Source organism: Paraburkholderia sp. BL18I3N2, assembly GCF_003001875.1.
Lineage (GTDB): Bacteria > Pseudomonadota > Gammaproteobacteria > Burkholderiales > Burkholderiaceae > Paraburkholderia > Paraburkholderia phytofirmans.
In genome coordinates this window covers 358,499-374,745 of sequence record NZ_PVNC01000004.1, presented here as the reverse complement: position 1 = coordinate 374,745, position 16,247 = coordinate 358,499, and the positions used below count along the sequence as shown (strand labels likewise).

Annotated in this window: 17 protein-coding genes; 12 read left to right on the top strand and 5 right to left on the bottom strand. The window is 62.3% G+C overall.

Annotation, left to right across the window (positions count from 1 at the left end; genetic code table 11):
• Positions 1–200 precede the first annotated feature (200 nt).
• Complete coding sequence (locus tag B0G75_RS14840) at positions 201–1,358, bottom strand: lactonase family protein (protein ID WP_258194479.1); 1,158 nt, start codon at positions 1,356–1,358, stop codon at positions 201–203.
• Between B0G75_RS14840 and B0G75_RS41340 the strand changes: the two genes are divergently transcribed.
• Both B0G75_RS41340 and B0G75_RS14835 read left to right on the top strand, forming a co-directional pair.
• Entirely contained in the window at positions 1,357–1,485 is a 129-nt protein-coding gene (locus tag B0G75_RS41340; RefSeq protein ID WP_258194478.1) for a hypothetical protein, read from the top strand. The two genes, B0G75_RS14840 and B0G75_RS41340, sit on opposite strands and share 2 nt — an antisense overlap.
• A gap of 250 nt (positions 1,486–1,735) precedes the next feature.
• The gene (locus tag B0G75_RS14835) at positions 1,736–1,888 is read left to right on the top strand and encodes a DUF3096 domain-containing protein (RefSeq protein ID WP_007175701.1); all 153 of its coding nucleotides are present in this window, start codon (positions 1,736–1,738) and stop codon (positions 1,886–1,888) included.
• A gap of 254 nt (positions 1,889–2,142) precedes the next feature.
• Here B0G75_RS14835 and B0G75_RS14830 read toward each other — a convergent pair whose 3' ends face one another.
• The gene (locus B0G75_RS14830) at positions 2,143–2,388 is read right to left on the bottom strand and encodes a hypothetical protein (RefSeq protein ID WP_106306550.1); all 246 of its coding nucleotides are present in this window, start codon (positions 2,386–2,388) and stop codon (positions 2,143–2,145) included.
• Between the two features lie 240 nt (positions 2,389–2,628).
• On the opposite strand from B0G75_RS14830, the gene B0G75_RS14825 reads away from it, so the two are divergent.
• Positions 2,629–4,509: a glycoside hydrolase family 15 protein gene (locus B0G75_RS14825; protein WP_106306547.1), complete on the top strand. Its 1,881-nt coding sequence runs from the start codon at positions 2,629–2,631 to the stop codon at positions 4,507–4,509.
• A gap of 180 nt (positions 4,510–4,689) precedes the next feature.
• Positions 4,690–5,967 (top strand): polyhydroxyalkanoate depolymerase, encoded by a 1,278-nt coding sequence (locus B0G75_RS14820; protein ID WP_106306544.1) that lies wholly within the window; start codon positions 4,690–4,692, stop codon positions 5,965–5,967.
• Positions 5,968–6,062: 95 nt separating this feature from the next.
• Here the strand turns inward: B0G75_RS14820 and B0G75_RS14815 are convergent, their stop codons facing one another.
• The gene (locus B0G75_RS14815) at positions 6,063–6,695 is read right to left on the bottom strand and encodes a TetR/AcrR family transcriptional regulator (RefSeq protein WP_012432273.1); all 633 of its coding nucleotides are present in this window, start codon (positions 6,693–6,695) and stop codon (positions 6,063–6,065) included.
• Positions 6,696–6,937: 242 nt separating this feature from the next.
• Here B0G75_RS14815 and rsxB point away from each other — a divergent pair, with 242 nt between their 5' ends.
• The 3 genes from rsxB (at position 6,938) to B0G75_RS14800 (ending at position 9,023) form a co-directional block, all read left to right on the top strand.
• Complete coding sequence (gene rsxB, locus B0G75_RS14810; protein WP_106306881.1) at positions 6,938–7,771, top strand: electron transport complex subunit RsxB; 834 nt, start codon at positions 6,938–6,940, stop codon at positions 7,769–7,771.
• A gap of 19 nt (positions 7,772–7,790) precedes the next feature.
• Positions 7,791–8,435, top strand: a complete 645-nt coding sequence (nth, locus tag B0G75_RS14805; protein WP_106306884.1) for an endonuclease III — start codon at positions 7,791–7,793, stop codon at positions 8,433–8,435.
• Between the two features lie 153 nt (positions 8,436–8,588).
• Positions 8,589–9,023: a DUF1841 family protein gene (locus tag B0G75_RS14800; protein ID WP_012432270.1), complete on the top strand. Its 435-nt coding sequence runs from the start codon at positions 8,589–8,591 to the stop codon at positions 9,021–9,023.
• Positions 9,024–9,140: 117 nt separating this feature from the next.
• Here the strand turns inward: B0G75_RS14800 and B0G75_RS14795 are convergent, their stop codons facing one another.
• Together B0G75_RS14795 and B0G75_RS14790 are read right to left on the bottom strand one after the other, a co-directional pair.
• Positions 9,141–9,524, bottom strand: a complete 384-nt coding sequence (locus B0G75_RS14795; RefSeq protein ID WP_106306541.1) for a c-type cytochrome — start codon at positions 9,522–9,524, stop codon at positions 9,141–9,143.
• Between the two features lie 59 nt (positions 9,525–9,583).
• Entirely contained in the window at positions 9,584–9,952 is a 369-nt protein-coding gene (locus B0G75_RS14790) for a c-type cytochrome (protein ID WP_106280215.1), read from the bottom strand.
• 481 nt (positions 9,953–10,433) lie between these two features.
• Between B0G75_RS14790 and B0G75_RS14785 the strand changes: the two genes are divergently transcribed.
• The 5 genes from B0G75_RS14785 (at position 10,434) to B0G75_RS14760 (ending at position 16,229) form a co-directional block, all read left to right on the top strand.
• Complete coding sequence (locus B0G75_RS14785) at positions 10,434–11,276, top strand: MoxR family ATPase (protein WP_106306538.1); 843 nt, start codon at positions 10,434–10,436, stop codon at positions 11,274–11,276.
• A 141-nt stretch (positions 11,277–11,417) separates the two neighbouring features.
• Complete coding sequence (locus tag B0G75_RS14780) at positions 11,418–12,593, top strand: VWA domain-containing protein (RefSeq protein WP_106306535.1); 1,176 nt, start codon at positions 11,418–11,420, stop codon at positions 12,591–12,593.
• Between the two features lie 51 nt (positions 12,594–12,644).
• Positions 12,645–13,865 (top strand): benzoate/H(+) symporter BenE family transporter, encoded by a 1,221-nt coding sequence (locus B0G75_RS14775; RefSeq protein ID WP_106306532.1) that lies wholly within the window; start codon positions 12,645–12,647, stop codon positions 13,863–13,865.
• A 521-nt stretch (positions 13,866–14,386) separates the two neighbouring features.
• Entirely contained in the window at positions 14,387–15,340 is a 954-nt protein-coding gene (gene tal / locus B0G75_RS14770; RefSeq protein ID WP_106306878.1) for a transaldolase, read from the top strand.
• A gap of 475 nt (positions 15,341–15,815) precedes the next feature.
• Positions 15,816–16,229, top strand: a complete 414-nt coding sequence (locus tag B0G75_RS14760) for a VOC family protein (protein ID WP_106306529.1) — start codon at positions 15,816–15,818, stop codon at positions 16,227–16,229.
• The last annotated feature ends 18 nt before the right edge of the window (positions 16,230–16,247 follow it).

Here is a 16,247-nt window from a genome sequence, read left to right as displayed (position 1 = left end):
AATGGCCGGTGAACGCCGCTGATTGCAGCTGATCGCCGGCGCTTCCGAGGGACGCAGGACTCAAGCGCAAACAACCTCGCCGCGAAATCGACCACAAAAAAGAAACGGGCCGCTTCACAAACGCGGCCCGTTTTTTCATCCCGCGCGCGGCGCATCGACATCACCCGCCTCGTCTTTCACCGCGTCGTCGGCATCTCGTGTTACGACGGCGAGACCAGCTTGAAGTCCACCGGCGCGCCGAGCTCGAAATGTTTCGGATTTGCTTCGAGCAAACCGCTCTGTTGATCGCGCTTGAACACATATACGGTATCGCTGTTCTGATTGCCGACGATCAGCCAGTTGCCGGTCGGGTCGATCGCGAACTCACGCGGCGACTTGCCCATGCTCGATTGACGGCCGATCTTCTTCAGGTGCCCGTTGGTTGGGTCGACCGAAAAGATCACGATGTCGTTGGCGTCGCCGCGATTGGTAGCATACACAAAGCGCCCGTCCGGCGACAGATGAATCGCCGCCGCGCCCACCGCGCCCTTGAAGCCAGGTTCGGTCAGCGACAGCGTTTGAACCTGCGTGAGCTTGCCGTCGTTATAGTTGAACGTGCTGACCGTGGCGGCCATTTCGCTCGTCAGATATGCGTGTTTGCCGTCGGCGCCGAACACCAGATGGCGCGGACCCGAGCCGGCTTTTTCCTGGTTGTAGCGCCAGTCGGTCGGGCCGAACAGGCCGCGGCTGCCGTCAGGCGTGTAGCGATACGAGTACAGCTTGTCCGCGCCGAGATCCTGCGCGAACAGATAGTGGCCGTCCGGCGAGAACACGGTGGAGTGAACATGCGAGTTGTCCTGACGGCCCTTCACCGGACCGCCGCCTTCGTGATGCACGGTGAGCACCGACGCGCCGACCTGGCCGTCGTCCTGCAACGGGAACACCGCGAAGCTGCCGCCGGGATCCGCGGCCACGGAATAGTTCGCGGTCAGCAAATACTTGCCGTCCGGCGACAGGCTCAAATAGCAGGGGTCGTTGCCGTCCGAAGAGACCTTGTTGAGAAACGTCAACTGGCCGCTCGCGGCGTCGAAACGGAACGCGCTGATGCCGCCGCGTTGCGTGGCCGGGCCGTTGTCGCCGGGCATTTCGTTGACCGCGTAGACGAAGCGGCGGTCGCGGCTCACCACAAGGTAGGACGGGTTGACCGTCTGCGCGGCCGAAACGCGCGTCGCTTCACCCGTCTTCGTGTCGAAGCGATAGACGTACAGACCTTCGCTCTTTGGGCCGGTATAAGTGCCGACCAGCATGTCATACACGCCGTCGGCGGGAGCCGGGCCGGAATCTTGCGCAAATGCATGCGAAGCAACAATCGAGACCATGAGCACGAAACCTTTTATTATCGAGCGGGCAGAGCGCAATGGACCACGCGCGACGCGCCATGAAGTGGAATCAGCAGCAGAAGGCAAGCGGGAATCCGCAACGGCACGCATCGCGGCGGCTCGGTGACGACGAAGCATATGACCTCCTCGGACAGCGGTTATTTGATTGAATCGGTTGTCATGGTGTCGCTGGTCTGCCGCGCAATCGGTCGAGCGTTGTTCTTATCGAAAGAAGTATAAAAGCGTTGTCTCGGATCATGCAGCGATTCCGTCGACCCGCGCCGGATCAGCCGGTAATCGACAATCGGCGGCATGAGCAGCAATTGTCCCGCCTGACGGGGCGTTTTTTCAATCGCGTCTCACACTACGGAGTCTTCATGAACGTCACACTCAGCCTGGGCCCGCTGGTTTCGTTGATCGCCGGCATTCTGATTCTCGTCATGCCGCGCCTGTTGAACTACATCGTCGCGCTCTATCTGATCATCATCGGCATCATTGGGATCTTCGGCGTGGGGTCGTCGCACTTCTGAGCGGCGGCGGCAAGCGCTTACGCAAGGGTTACGCAAGCATGGAACGCGCGGCCGGGCGCAGCGCCGGCCCGGCTGCGCCCCGCATGGAGGCAGGACATGAGACGTGCAAAAGCTTCACGCGCCGATGGCCGTGAAGCTTGAGGCAAGCGATAAAACCGGAACGGCATGGCGAAGCAACGTCGTTCGCCCGAAGCATGGTGAGTTTGCGGTCAGTGCTGTGAAGTCACCATTCCGTGTGCATGAAGCGCCGCCGGTTAACCGTTCGAAAGCTGGTCGAGACGCAGCCGTCCCTGCAACGACAGCGCGCCGACGGCATAATGGCCGTCGCCTGCCTGATAACGGCGAAAGCACGCCCGTTCGACCAGAAAGGCGGCAGCGGTCAACAAGCCGTTGCGAGTCAGGCCCAGGCGGCCATGATCGAGCGGCAACATCGAATCGTCGGCAAGTTCGCTGGCGGCCGAGAGAATCGTGATGCAATCAGATTTCGACGGGTTCAGCATAGCTTTGGTCCTCGGAAACGGCGTCTGTATGCGCCATGGGCGGGGCCGGTTCATAATCCGGAAAGCTCCTCCGGGCGTCGGCATGAAATCTGATTGTAGGCATTGATTTGACATTTACCAACCCGCGTTTTTGCGTCGCGTGATGAACCAAAACGCATCGCGCCAGTCGGGTAAAGGCAACCACACTTCAACGACATCTCGCGCAGCGCGACTCGCCGCGCGCACTACTGACCCGCTCCCATGCCCGCACTCATCGAAGACTATGCGCTCATCGGCGACGGCCATACGGCCGCGCTAGTTTCCCGCGATGGATCCGTCGACTGGCTCTGCTGGCCGCGCTTCGATTCGGGCGCCTGCTTCGCCGCCCTGCTCGGCACGCCCGAAAACGGCCGCTGGCTGATCTCGCCGGTCTCGGACACGCCGCCGACCATCACCCGCCGTTATCGCGGTGAAACGCTGATCCTCGAAACCGACTTCGAGACGTGCGAGGGCGCCGTCACGCTGATCGATTTCATGCCGCCGGGTAACGGCTGGTCGGAAATGGTGCGGCTCGTGGTCGGCAGACGCGGCACCGTGCGCATGAAAATGGAACTGGTGCTGCGCTTCGATTACGGCTTCTCCGTGCCGTGGGTCGATCGCCTGAAGCACGACAGCGGCATCAAGGCGATCGTCGGACCGGACACGGCCGTGTTGCGCACGCCGGTCGAGTTGCGCGGCGAAGACATGAAGACGGTCGCCGAATTCACTGTCAGCGCAGGCGAACGGGTGCCGTTCTCGCTTGCTTATGCGGCCTCGCATCTGCGCATTCCGCCGGCGCGCGACCCGCACACCTCGCTGGCACGCACCGAGAATCACTGGCTCGAATGGTCGGCGCGCAGCACGGTCGAAGGACGCTGGGCCGAACCGATCCGCCGTTCGCTGATCACGCTGAAGGCGCTCGCTTATGAGCCGACCGGCGGCATCGTCGCCGCGCCCACTACTTCGCTGCCGGAGCAGCTCGGCGGCACGCGCAACTGGGACTACCGCTACTGCTGGCTGCGCGACGCCACCATCACGCTGCTCGCGATGATGCGCGGCGGTTACTACGACGAAGCGCGCGCGTGGCGCAGCTGGCTCGGCCGCGTGATGGCCGGTGCGCCGGATCAGTTGCAGATCATGTACGGCATCGCCGGCGAGCGGCGTCTGCCCGAATTCGAAATCGACTGGCTGCCGGGCTATCAGGACGCGAAACCGGTGCGGATCGGCAATAACGCGGTCGGCCAGCGCCAGCTCGACGTCTATGGCGAAGTGATGAATGCGCTCCATCTGGCGCGGGTCGGCGGCCTGCAGGCGGACGACACCGCATGGAACGTGCAACGCGCACTGCTGAAGCACCTCGACACGATCTGGCAGGAACCCGACGAAGGCATCTGGGAAACACGCGGCGGCCGCCAGCATTTCACCTTCTCGAAAGTCATGGCGTGGGTCGCCTACGATCGCGCGATCAAGTCGGCGGAAATGTTCGAGCTCGAGGGCCCGCTCGACGACTGGCGCGCCACTCGCGCGCAAATCCACGCGGAAGTCTGCGAGAAGGCCTGGAATCCCACGCTCAACGCGTTCTCGCAGTGCTACGGCACCGACCGGCTCGACGCGAGTGTGCTGCTGATGCCGCTGGTCGCCTTCCTGCCGCCGAACGATCCGCGCGTGAAAGGCACCGTGGCCGCGATCGAACGCGACCTGATGCACGACGGCTTCGTGATGCGCTATCGCACAACCGAATACGACGACGGCCTGCCGCCGGGAGAAGGAACGTTTCTAGCGTGCTCGTTCTGGATGGTGGACAACCTGGCGCTGCAAGGCCGCCTCGACGAAGCGATCGCGATGTACGAACGGCTGCTCGCGCTGTGCAACGATGTCGGTTTGCTCGCGGAGGAGTACGATCCCGCTGCGAAGCGTCTTGTCGGCAATTTTCCGCAGGCGTTTTCGCACGTGGCGCTCGTGCACACCGGCCTGAACCTGATGAAACATGAACAGGCCATGGCGCAGGCGACCGGGCAACCGCCCCATAACGGCACCGGAGCAACGGAACTTGATGCTGCTGCAACCCCCGATAGCGGCGCGGCAACATCGCCAGTAGCATGATTTAATGACAGTTTGCGTGCTAGCCGCGCGCAAAATGCTGCATTGCACAAGTACGCTTTGTTCGATATGATCGACGAGAATGTCGGCCGAAAAACAATGTGCCTACAACCAATTTGGCCCGCTGCAACGCCACACGCGTGTTTGCGAAGCCCCATGCGAACCGCTTAAAACGGAGCACCCATGCTCTACCAACTGCACGAATTCCAACGGGCGATGTTGAGCCCCCTCACCGCCTGGGCTCAGGCCGCGTCGAAATCCTTCGCGAATCCCGCCAGCCCTTTGGCCTACGTGCCCGGCGCCACGCGCCTCTCAGCCGGTTACGAACTACTCTACCGGCTTGGCAAAGATTACGAAAAGCCTGAGTTCAACCTTCATCAGATTGTCAAAGACGGCCACAACATTCCGATCATCGAACAGACGATCATCGAAAAGCCGTTTTGCCGCCTGATGCGCTTCAAGCGTTTCGCGGACGACAGCGACGCTGTCACCCAATTGAAAGATGAGCCGGTCGTGCTGGTGTGCGCACCGTTGTCAGGACACCACGCCACGCTGCTGCGCGACACCGTTAAAACGCTGCTGCAGGATCACAAGGTCTACCTGACCGACTGGATCGACGCACGCATGGTGCCGCTCGAAGCCGGCCAGTTTCGTCTGGACGACTACGTCGCCTACATTCAGGAGTTCATCCGTCACATTGGCGCGAAGAATCTGCACGTGATCTCGGTGTGTCAGCCGACCGTGCCGGTGCTCGCCGCCATTTCGCTGCTGGCGAGCCGCGGCGAAGACACGCCGCGCACCATGACGATGATGGGCGGCCCGATCGACGCGCGCAAGAGCCCGACCTCGGTCAACTCGCTTGCCACGCAGCACTCGTACGAGTGGTTCGAGAACAACGTGATCTTCACGGTGCCGCCGAATTATCCGGGCGTGGGCCGTAAGGTTTACCCGGGCTTTTTGCAGCACACCGGTTTTGTGGCCATGAATCCGGAACGCCACGCGGCGTCGCACTGGGATTACTACCAGAGCCTGCTGCGCGGCGACGAAGACGACGCGGAAGCGCACCGCCGCTTCTACGACGAGTACAACGCCGTGCTCGACATGGACGCGGACTATTACCTCGACACGATCCGCGTGGTCTTCCAGGAATTCAGCCTTGCCGAAGGCACGTGGCACGTCTCCGGCGAACGGGTGAAACCGCAGGACATCACGAAGACCGCGCTCTTCACGATCGAAGGCGAGTTGGACGATATCTCCGGCGACGGCCAGACCTATGCCGCGCACGAGCTGTGCACCGGCATTCCGTCGGAGCACAAGCAACACTTCACAGCGGAAAAGTGCGGGCACTACGGCATTTTCTCGGGGCGCCGCTGGCGCACCATCATCTACCCGCAGTTGCGCGACTTCATCCTCGCGCACAACAAGGCGCCGAAGGTAGCGAAGGAAAAAGTCGAAGCCTGAGCTTCGCACGCATAGTCGATAAACAACGGCCTCTTCGGAGGCCGTTGTCGTTTATGAGGATCCCGAAGCCTCGGTGCCCAGCGCGCGACGCGAGGTTACTTCCGCAACAGGTAGGCGAGCAGCAACTCGGTGTTCATCTGAATCACTTCACTGCGCTCGCTCGCGCTGCTGAAATCGCGGCCGAGGGTGGCCTCAAGCGTGAAGCGGTTCGACACGATGTAATAGCCCATGCCGGACAGCGTGACATAGAAGCGCAGCGGGTCGACATTGGTGCGAAACAGCCCCGCGCGTTGACCGCGCTCCAGAATGCCGCCGAGCGTGGCGACGATAGGCGAGATCATTTCGCGGATGCGCGTGGACTTCTGCATATAGCGCGCTTCATGCAGATTCTCGTTATTGATGAGACGCAGCAACTCGGGATGATCGCGGTAGTAATCCCAAACAAAATGCGCGAGACGCGTGATGGCCTCGACCGGGGCAATGCCATTGAGTTCGAGCGTGCGCTCCGCTTCGTTGAGCGCGCTGAACGCGTGCTCGAGTACCGCGGTGAAAAGCTGTTCCTTGCTACCGAAGTAGTAATAGAGCATGCGCTCATTCGTTTCCGCGCGGCGAGCGATCTGATCGACGCGCGCGCCGAATAGCCCACCATTTGCAAACTCTTCGGCCGCCGCAAGCAGAATGCGGCGCCGTGTGCCTTCAGGATCTCTTTTGATTTTCGGCTGATTCATGGTGGCATCGTCTTCGTGAGCCGCGTTATCCGGATCGCGCCGCCGGCCTCTCCTCGGGCCTTGCACCGACAGCACTGAACGGGCTGGTTGGGGGAATACCCTTCTGCGGTCTTTCGAAAAAGCGCTTCGATTATGGCACATGGATTGCGGATGGCAATTGGGGAAATCGGCGATAATGTGCTATTTAGTTCAAGCTGTGCGGCCGCAAGCCAAAGCACCAGTCAGAGCCCCACGCCGTGACCGTGACCGATACCAGAACACTCGCAGACCGCATCGAAGATCTGCTTCCCCAGACGCAATGCACCAAGTGCGGTTACCCCGCATGCCGTCCCTATGCCGAAGCCGTTGCAAGCGGCGAGGCCAATTACAACCAGTGCCCGCCGGGCGGTGCCGAAGGTATTGCCCGGCTTGCCGTGTTGCTCGGCAAGCCGGTGATTCCGCTCAATTCCGCCAATGGCGTCGAAAGGCCGCGCCCGCTGGCGGTTATCGACGAACAAGTTTGCATCGGCTGCACGTTGTGCATGCAGGCCTGTCCAGTCGATGCAATAGTTGGCGCACCGAAACAGATGCATACGGTGATCGTCGAGCTTTGCACCGGTTGCGATTTGTGCGTGCCGCCCTGCCCCGTCGACTGCATTGCGTTGCCGCCGGTCACGGGTGAAGCAACCGGTTGGGATGCGTGGAGCCAGGCGCAGGCCGACGCCGCGCGCGCACGCCACGACCGGCGCGAAACGCGTCTCGCACGCGAGCGCGAGGCTGCCGAAGCACGTGCTGCAGCGCGGCGAGCAGGCAGCGCTGCCACTGCTCAGGTTACCGAAACAACTGCGGCCACCGACGCGGCGCCATTGGCCGCACCTACCGCTGACGACGCCGAAGCCAAAAAACGCGCGATCATCCAGGCCGCGCTCGAACGTGCTCGCAAGAAAAAAGAGGAACTGGCCGCCAAGGGCCAAGGCCCGCTGAACACCGAGCGCGTGAGCGCGGATGTGCAGGCGCAGATCGATGCCGCCGAAGCACGCCGCCGCCGTCTCGGCCTCGCCGCGGACGACACCGGCACGCCGTCCGACAAGCGCTAACCGCACCGTCACGCCCAGCATGAACGCGAACAAACGCCGCGCCATCTACGAGGCGCTTCAGAGTCTCAATCCTCATCCGACAACCGAACTCGAGTACACCACTCCGTTCGAACTGCTGATCGCCGTGCTGCTGTCGGCGCAGGCCACCGACGTGTCGGTCAACAAGGCCATGCGCAAGATGTTCCCGGTCGCGAACACACCGCAGAAGGTTTTCGATCTGGGCGAAGAAGGCGTGACTGGCTACATCAAGACCATCGGCCTCTATCGCACCAAGGCGAAGAACGTCATCGCGACTTGCCGCATTCTGCTCGACCAGTACGGCGGCGAAGTGCCCGAGGATCGCGAAGCGCTCGAAAGTCTGCCGGGCGTCGGCCGGAAAACGGCCAATGTGATTCTGAACACGGCATTCGGTCATCCGACCATTGCGGTGGACACGCACATCTTTCGGGTTGCGAATCGAACCGGTCTTGCGCCCGGCAAGGACGTTCGCGCGGTCGAAGTGGCGCTGGAGAAATTCACGCCCGCCGAGTTCAAGCAGGACGCACACCACTGGCTGATCCTGCATGGCCGTTATGTGTGCAAGGCGCGCCGGCCTGAATGCTGGCATTGCGTGATCGAGCCGCTGTGCGAGTTCCGGCCGAAAACGCCGCCGCCGGATCTGTAGGCGCAACCGGCGCCGCTTGAAGCGCCGGGGCGCCGCCAGCAGCCCGCGCCGCCCCGGCGTAAAATGACGCCCTGCCTCGTCCGCTCGTCCGCTTCACGAGTTGACGCTTCACAGGCTCACGTCCAACGCCCCACTCAACGCACCGGTCTTACGATGTTCAATCCCAGCCGCGACGAAGTCCGTCTCTTCTTCACCGACACCTGGCGCAAGCAGCGCAAAGGCGAAATTCTGACGCCGCTGGAGGCGATTGCCGCCGACTGGATCGTCGAACATCCCGAATACCACGCCGACCTGACCGACGGCGACGCCGCCCAGGCTCAGGACTACTCACCCGAACGCGGCCAGACCAATCCGTTTCTGCATCTGTCGATGCATCTGGCGATCACCGAACAGTTGTCGATCGACCAGCCGCCCGGCATTCGCGCGGCGCATGAACGGCTCGCCGCACGCCTCGGCTCGACCCACGAGGCGCAGCACGCGATCATGGACTGCCTCGGCGAAACCATCTGGGAGGCGCAGCGCACGGGCACGCCGCCGGACACGGACGCGTATCTGCAACGCATCGAGCGACGCGCCACGCGCGACTAAGGCCTGCGTCGCGCGCACACGGGCGAGCGGGCAAAGACCGCGGCTCCAAAAGCACAACACCCCGCCGAAGCGGGGTGTCGTTCAATCCGAAAGCGGCGCGAAGGACGTGCGACGCGCTTATTTCTTCTGCACCAGATCGCCGTTCAGCGATTCGACATAAGCGGCGATGTCTTTCATATCGCCTTGCGACAGACTTTGCACCTGCGCCTGCATGATCGCGTTATTGCGGCCGAAATGCGGGTTGCCGTTGCCCATCTGATACTGACGCAGCGCAAAGTAGACATAGTCGGAATGCTGCCCCGCGAGCTTCGGATATTCCGGGCTCACCGGCTTGTTCAGATTCACGCCGTGACATGCCGCGCAGTTGTGGCTTTCAGCTAGCACCTTGCCGTTGCCGGCGTCGGCGGCATACGCGAGGTTCGCTGCAACCAGACCGATCACTGCCGCCGACGCGCATGCAGCCTTGAACACCGTGTGGAGTGCCTGTTGGGGCTTATTCATGAATTCTCCTATCCCGCGAATTTATTTGCCGAGTGACTGGATGGACGAGCCGCAGCCGGTCACTTGTCGGGATTGCTCTTCGAAGAGGAATTTTGCGCTGCGTAGTAGGCCGCGATGTCGGCGATATCCTGATCCGACAGCGACGCGGTGATGGCGCGCATTGTTTCGAAATGGCGGTCGCCCTTCTTGTAGCCATGCAGGGCGTTCTCGAGGTACGCCTGGTTCTGCCCGCCGAGCATCGGCACGCGGTAGACCTCAGGGTAAGCCGTGCGGTATTCAGGGATGCCGTGGCAGCCAATACACATCGCGACCTTGCCTTGGCCCGCCTTCGCGTTGCCGACGACATCCGCTGCCTGCGCACTGGCCGTATAGCCCGCGAGCACCGACAGCGCTGCGATCACGACGTTTTTGCCAACGAATTTATTCATAGCATGTAACCTGGCTTGAGGGGAAACGGGCGACCAAAAGGCAACGGCCCGCGCCGTTATTCTTATAGGGTAGCCACGCAGGCCAAAAAAATCGGGCTAATTGTACCGCGACGCCGCGCCGAACGTCCACCGCGCGGGGCCGCGGCGCATCCGGCCGCTGCAAAGCCACGGCTAGCGCCGCTTTGCTCGGCCGCGCCCGATCCGCAGGGCATGGCGGCCGCCGTCGCATACGGGCCGCTCGCGCTGATTGCACCCGTTCGACTCCGCGGCCAGCGCGGCAACCGACGCCGCATTCAGCCCGCTCGCGCCCGGCGCGCCCGCCCACCGGGCCCGCCGGGCGAGCCTTCGGCCCGTTCGCCGACGCCGCATGCGCACTCGCTGCACGCCACGGCACCGCGGATGACACCTTACGCGAGGCGGTTTCAAGCCAACAGGTCTTCTGACTTATACTGGGTTTTTTCCCGAAAAAGAGCATCTCGCCATGCGTTTCGAAGGCTCATCGCAGTACGTCGCCACCGACGACCTCAAGCTCGCGGTCAACGCCGCGATGACGCTCAAGCGCCCGTTGCTGATCAAGGGCGAACCCGGCACGGGCAAAACGATGCTCGCCGAAGAAGTCGCCGCCGCACTCGGCATGCCGCTCCTGCAGTGGCACATCAAGTCCACCACCAAGGCGCAGCAGGGTCTGTACGAGTACGACGCGGTCTCGCGCCTGCGCGATTCGCAGCTCGGCGACGAGCGCGTCAAGGACATCCGCAATTACATCGTCAAGGGCGTGCTGTGGCAGGCGTTCGAGTCGGACGAGCAAACCGTGCTGCTGATCGACGAGATCGACAAGGCCGACATCGAATTTCCGAACGATTTGCTGCGTGAACTCGACCGCATGGAGTTCTACGTGTACGAGACGCACGAGCTGATCCGCGCGAAGCAGCGCCCGCTCGTGATCATCACGTCGAACAACGAGAAGGAACTGCCGGACGCGTTCCTGCGCCGCTGCTTCTTCCACTACATCAAGTTCCCCGATCCGGTCACCATGCAGCAGATCGTCGAGGTGCACTATCCGGGCATCAAGAAGGATCTGCTCGCGGCCGCCATGCAGAGCTTTTTCGAACTGCGCAACGTCGCCGGATTGAAGAAGAAGCCGTCCACCTCGGAACTGCTCGACTGGCTCAAGCTCCTGCTCGCCGAAGACATTCCACCCGAAGCGCTGCGCTCGTCCGACCAGAAGCAGACCATTCCGCCGCTGCATGGCGCGCTGCTGAAAAACGAGCAGGACGTGAGCCTGTTCGAGCGGCTGATCTTCATGAACCGCAATAACCGTTGATTGAGCGCTGATTGGGCGCTGATTGAGCGCTCACCGGACGTTCAATGAGCGCGTATTGATCGTGACCAGGAGCCGGATGGTCGCGAGGCCGCCGCTGAAAAGCGCGCCGCCCCGACCAACCGCCGCCGCGGAGGACCCAGCATGCTGATCGACTTCTTTTACTCGCTGCGCGCCGCCAAACTGCCGGTGTCGGTGAAGGAATACCTGACGCTGCTCGAAGCGCTCAAGGCCAACGTGATCGCGCCGTCGCTCGACGAGTTCTACTATCTCGCGCGCATGACGCTGGTCAAGGACGAGCAGTATTTCGACAAGTTCGATCAGGCGTTCGGCGCGTATTTCAAAGGCGTCGCGCAAGCGTCGGAGCTCGCCTTCGACATCCCGCTCGACTGGCTGAAGAAGAAGCTGCAACGCGATCTGTCGCCCGAAGAAAAAGCGCAGATCGAGGCGATGGGCGGCCTCGACAAGCTCATGGAGCGCCTGAAGGAACTGTTCGACGAACAGAAAGAGCGCCACGAAGGCGGCAGCAAGTGGATCGGCACGGGCGGCACGTCGCCGTTCGGCAATGGCGGCTACAACCCGGAGGGCGTGCGCATCGGCGGCGACGCGGCGGGCAACCGCACCGCCGTCAAGGTGTGGGAAGCGCGCGCCTATCGCGATTACGACGACCAGGTGGAAATCGGCACGCGCAACATCAAGATCGCGCTGCGCCGCCTGCGCCGGTTCGCGCGCGAAGGCGCCGCCGAAGAGCTCGATCTGCCCGACACGATCCGCAGCACCGCCGCGAACGCCGGCTGGCTCGATCTGAAGATGGTGCCCGAGCGGCACAACAAGGTGAAAGTGCTGATGCTGCTCGACGTGGGCGGCTCGATGGACGATCACATCAAGCGCACCGAGGAACTGTTCTCCGCCGCCAAAGCCGAGTTCAAGCACCTGGAGTTCTACTACTTCCACAACTGCGTGTACGACTTCCTGTGGAAGAACAACCGCCGCCGTCACGCCGAGCGCATGCCGACGTGGGACGTGTTGCACAAATTCACCTCCGACTACAAGCTGATCTTTGTCGGCGACGCGACCATGAGCCCGTACGAAGTGCTGCAACCGGGCGGCTCGGTGGAGTACAACAACGCCGAAGCCGGCGCGGTATGGCTGCGCCGGCTCGCCGATCATTTCCCGCATCACGCGTGGCTCAATCCCGAACCGGAAGGCTTGTGGGCGTACCGGCAGTCGGTCAGCGCGATTCGCGAAGTGCTCGGCCATCGCATGTATCCGCTCACGCTCGCCGGCCTCGAGGCCGCCATGCGCATGCTGAGCAAATAGCCCGGTCAGGTTTTACCTTCGTTTTACCTTTAGCGATAAGAAAGCATCTGCATGAGTCCGTCTTCCACGCCCGATTTGTCCCCTGCCGTCACGCCGCCCGGGCGCCTCAATCCTTTCGCCGACACTTCGCTGTCCGCCATCGTCGCCGGTTTCGTCGCGATGATGACCGGCTACACCAGTTCGCTCGTCCTGATGTTCCAGGCGGGCCAGGCGGCGCATCTATCCGACGCGCAGATTTCGTCGTGGATCTGGGCCTTGTCGATCGGCATGGCCGTCTGCACGATCGGCCTGTCGCTGCGCTTTCGCGCGCCGATCGTGATCGCCTGGTCGACGCCCGGCGCTGCGCTGCTGGTGTCCTCGCTGCCGCATGTGGCGTACGCGGAGGCGATCGGCGCGTTTATCGTCTGCGCGCTGCTGCTCACGCTGGTCGGCCTGACCGGCTGGTTCGACACGCTGATGAAGAAGATTCCCGCGGGCATCGCCTCGGCCTTGCTGGCGGGCATCCTGTTCGAGATCGGCATCGAGATATTCCGCGCCGCGCAATTCCAGACCGCGCTCGTGCTGACCATGTTCTTCACCTATCTGATCGTCAAACGGCTCGCGCCGCGCTACGCGATCGTCACGACGCTGATCGTCGGCACGATGGCTGCCGGCGGGCTCGGGCTGCTCGACTTCAGCCGTTTTCATGTCGCGCTGGCGCATCCGGTGTTCACGATGCCGGCGTTTTCGGTGGCGGCCGGCGTCAGCATCGGGATCCCGCTTTTCGTCGTGGCAATGGCGTCGCAGAACGTGCCGGGCATCGCCGTACTGCGCGCGGACGGCTACACCACGCCCTCGGCGCCGCTGATTTCGACCACCGGCATCGCCTCGCTGCTGCTCGCGCCGTTCGGGTCGCACGGCATCAATCTTGCGGCAATCACCGCCGCGATCTGCACCGGCCCCGAAGCGCACGAAAACCGCAGCAAGCGCTATATGGCCGCGGTGTGGTGCGGCATCTTCTACCTGATCGCCGGGGTTTTCGGCGCAACCATCGCCGCGCTGTTCGCCGCATTGCCGAAGGCGCTGGTGGTGTCCGTCGCGGCGCTGGCGTTGTTCGGCTCGATCATGAGCGGGCTCGCCAATGCCATGCAGGACCTGAAGCAGCGCGAGGCGGCGCTGGTCACGTTCATGGTGACGGCGTCGGGGCTGACTTTGCTGTCCATCGGCTCGGCTTTCTGGGGGCTGGTGGCGGGTGTGCTGACGCAGGTGGTGTTGAATGCGCGGCGCGCTTGATGCGATTGCTGTGCGAGGCGGCGGCTCGGTGTTCTGGTGGCGGATTCAGCCGCGCTGACGCAAGTGGTGTTGAACGCGGCGTGCTTGATGCGCCTGCAGCCCGAGACGGCGGCCCGGTGCTCTAGTCGCGGCTGACAGCCGCGCCGACGCAAATGGTATAGAACGCGCCGCGTGCCTGACGGGCCTGCAACGCGAAGCAACGACTCGCGGTCCCGCTACTGATTGCTGGCAAAATCAGGGCGGCGAACTGCTCGGCAGAATCGGTCAGTGCCGGATCAATCGGCGGAAAATGCCGCCTGAACTTGGTGTGAACGAATCGCCGTGGGCAAGTGTCAACACTGCATCGGCCGATCCGCCATAGAATAGAAGCATCCGGCAGCGCTTTCCGTCAAAATTCCCCGGCAGGATGACGGGCAGCGCTGCAGCGTGACCCGCGGCCGCCGGATCTGGTTTGCGTTTCAGACCGGTGGCAACCTCATTTCTCCTGAACCATGGCGCGCACGCGCCCTGAAGGCCCGAACATGACAACCGCACTCGATCAACTCAAGCAATACACCACCGTCGTGGCCGATACCGGCGACTTCCAGCAGCTTGCCCAGTACAAGCCGCAGGACGCGACCACCAATCCGTCGCTGATTCTGAAAGCGGTGCAGAAAGACGACTACAAGCCGCTGCTCGAAAAGACCGTCAAGGCGCACGCGTCGAAGCCGGTCGGCGCGATCATCGACCAGTTGCTGATCGCCTTCGGCACCGAAATTCTCAAGATCATTCCGGGCCGCGTTTCGACGGAAGTGGACGCGCGCCTCTCGTTCGACACCGAAGCTTCGATCGCCAAAGGCCGCGAACTGATCTCGCTGTACAAGGAGCACGGCATCGGCCGCGAACGCGTGCTGATCAAGCTGGCTTCCACCTGGGAAGGTATCCGCGCGGCGGAAGTGCTGCAGAAGGAAGGTATTCACTGCAACATGACGCTGCTGTTCTCGCTGGCTCAGGCGGCGGCCTGTGCCGAGGCCGGCGCGCAGTTGATCTCGCCGTTCGTCGGGCGGATTTACGACTGGTACAAGAAGAATGCCGGCAGCGCGTGGGATGAAGCGAAAGATGGCGGCGCCAATGATCCGGGCGTTAAATCGGTGCGCCGCATTTATGCGTATTACAAGAAGTTCGGCTACAAGACCGAGGTGATGGGCGCGAGTTTTCGCACGCCGGGGCAGATTCTCGAACTGGCTGGGTGCGATCTGCTGACTATCAGTCCGGATCTGCTGCAGAAGCTGCAGGAGAGCACGGAGAAGGTGGAGCGGAAGCTGTCGCCGGATAGCTCTAAAGATGCGGATATTGAACGCGTGCCGGTTGATGAAGCGTCGTTCCGGTTTCTTGTTAATGATGAGGCTATGGCGACTGAGAAGCTCGCTGAGGGGATTCGTGCGTTTGCTGCTGATGCGGTTAAGTTGGAGAAGTTGATCGAAGCATTGCGGTAAGACTCGCTCGCGCTGCTTTTAGCCGGCGCTTCATACATGCGGCCTTGGGCTTTAGGGTTCAGGGCCGTGCGTCGTTTACGTGCCTGCTTCGGGCGCTTGCCGTTGAGTTTGGAGCGCATCGGGTGGCGCTGGGCTTACGATATTTAGTCACTGTTGCTTTCCGGTGGACGACTAGAATCTTTTTGCAAGGGCCTTTCTCGGTGGTCTATTAGCGTCGCCCCTGTGCGGGGCGGCACCTACTTTCTTTGCCGCGGCAAAGAAAGTAGGCAAAGAAAGCCGCTTCACACCGCCAGCACATAAGCGGGCCCCCCGCACAGTCGCGGTAGTGGTGCATCTGGAATCTGTGTTCTCGCACATTCCGCTTTCGTGACAAGGCGCTCATTCTTCCGGGGGCGCTGCGCGCGCCGGCGCGGTACTTCTTCAAACCGTGGGCTCTTGCGGGATGTCGCGCTGCTCACCCCTTCCGGAGACGATCATGGTCGTTCAACCTTACGTATTTTTTAATGGACGCTGCGAAGAAGCGCTCGACTATTACTGCGCTAAGCTCGGCGCTCAGGTGACTTTCAAGATGCGCTACAAGGAGGCGCCGCCCGATCCGCAAAATCAGCCGCGACCCGGTCTCGAAGAAAAAATCATGCACGCCAATGTGCGCATGGGCTCGACCGACTGGATGGCCTCCGACGGCCATTGCGATCCCGCCGCCACCATGAACGGCTTCAGCCTCTCGCTAACCGCCGACGACGCCACGTCCGCCGAACAGTTCTTCAATGCGCTCGCCGACGGCGGCCAGGTAACACTCCCATTTCAACCAACCTTCTGGAGCAAAGGCTTCGGCATGGTGGTCGACCGCTTCGGTCTCATGTGGATGGTGACAGTGCCCGAAGGTTGAGCGCAACGGCGCAGCGGA

Coding starts and splice junctions, on each gene's coding strand:
- B0G75_RS41340 (WP_258194478.1), top strand. CDS start 1,357: ATGAGCACGAAACCTTTTATTATCGAGCGGGCAGAGCGCAATGGACCA.
- B0G75_RS14780 (WP_106306535.1), top strand. CDS start 11,418: ATGCTGATCGACTTCTTTTACTCGCTGCGCGCCGCCAAACTGCCGGTG.
- B0G75_RS14840 (WP_258194479.1), bottom strand. CDS start 1,358: ATGGTCTCGATTGTTGCTTCGCATGCATTTGCGCAAGATTCCGGCCCG.
- B0G75_RS14775 (WP_106306532.1), top strand. CDS start 12,645: ATGAGTCCGTCTTCCACGCCCGATTTGTCCCCTGCCGTCACGCCGCCC.
- B0G75_RS14760 (WP_106306529.1), top strand. CDS start 15,816: ATGGTCGTTCAACCTTACGTATTTTTTAATGGACGCTGCGAAGAAGCG.
- B0G75_RS14820 (WP_106306544.1), top strand. CDS start 4,690: ATGCTCTACCAACTGCACGAATTCCAACGGGCGATGTTGAGCCCCCTC.
- B0G75_RS14785 (WP_106306538.1), top strand. CDS start 10,434: ATGCGTTTCGAAGGCTCATCGCAGTACGTCGCCACCGACGACCTCAAG.
- B0G75_RS14790 (WP_106280215.1), bottom strand. CDS start 9,952: ATGAATAAATTCGTTGGCAAAAACGTCGTGATCGCAGCGCTGTCGGTG.
- B0G75_RS14835 (WP_007175701.1), top strand. CDS start 1,736: ATGAACGTCACACTCAGCCTGGGCCCGCTGGTTTCGTTGATCGCCGGC.
- nth (WP_106306884.1), top strand. CDS start 7,791: ATGAACGCGAACAAACGCCGCGCCATCTACGAGGCGCTTCAGAGTCTC.
- B0G75_RS14815 (WP_012432273.1), bottom strand. CDS start 6,695: ATGAATCAGCCGAAAATCAAAAGAGATCCTGAAGGCACACGGCGCCGC.
- B0G75_RS14830 (WP_106306550.1), bottom strand. CDS start 2,388: ATGCTGAACCCGTCGAAATCTGATTGCATCACGATTCTCTCGGCCGCC.
- B0G75_RS14800 (WP_012432270.1), top strand. CDS start 8,589: ATGTTCAATCCCAGCCGCGACGAAGTCCGTCTCTTCTTCACCGACACC.
- B0G75_RS14795 (WP_106306541.1), bottom strand. CDS start 9,524: ATGAATAAGCCCCAACAGGCACTCCACACGGTGTTCAAGGCTGCATGC.
- tal (WP_106306878.1), top strand. CDS start 14,387: ATGACAACCGCACTCGATCAACTCAAGCAATACACCACCGTCGTGGCC.
- B0G75_RS14825 (WP_106306547.1), top strand. CDS start 2,629: ATGCCCGCACTCATCGAAGACTATGCGCTCATCGGCGACGGCCATACG.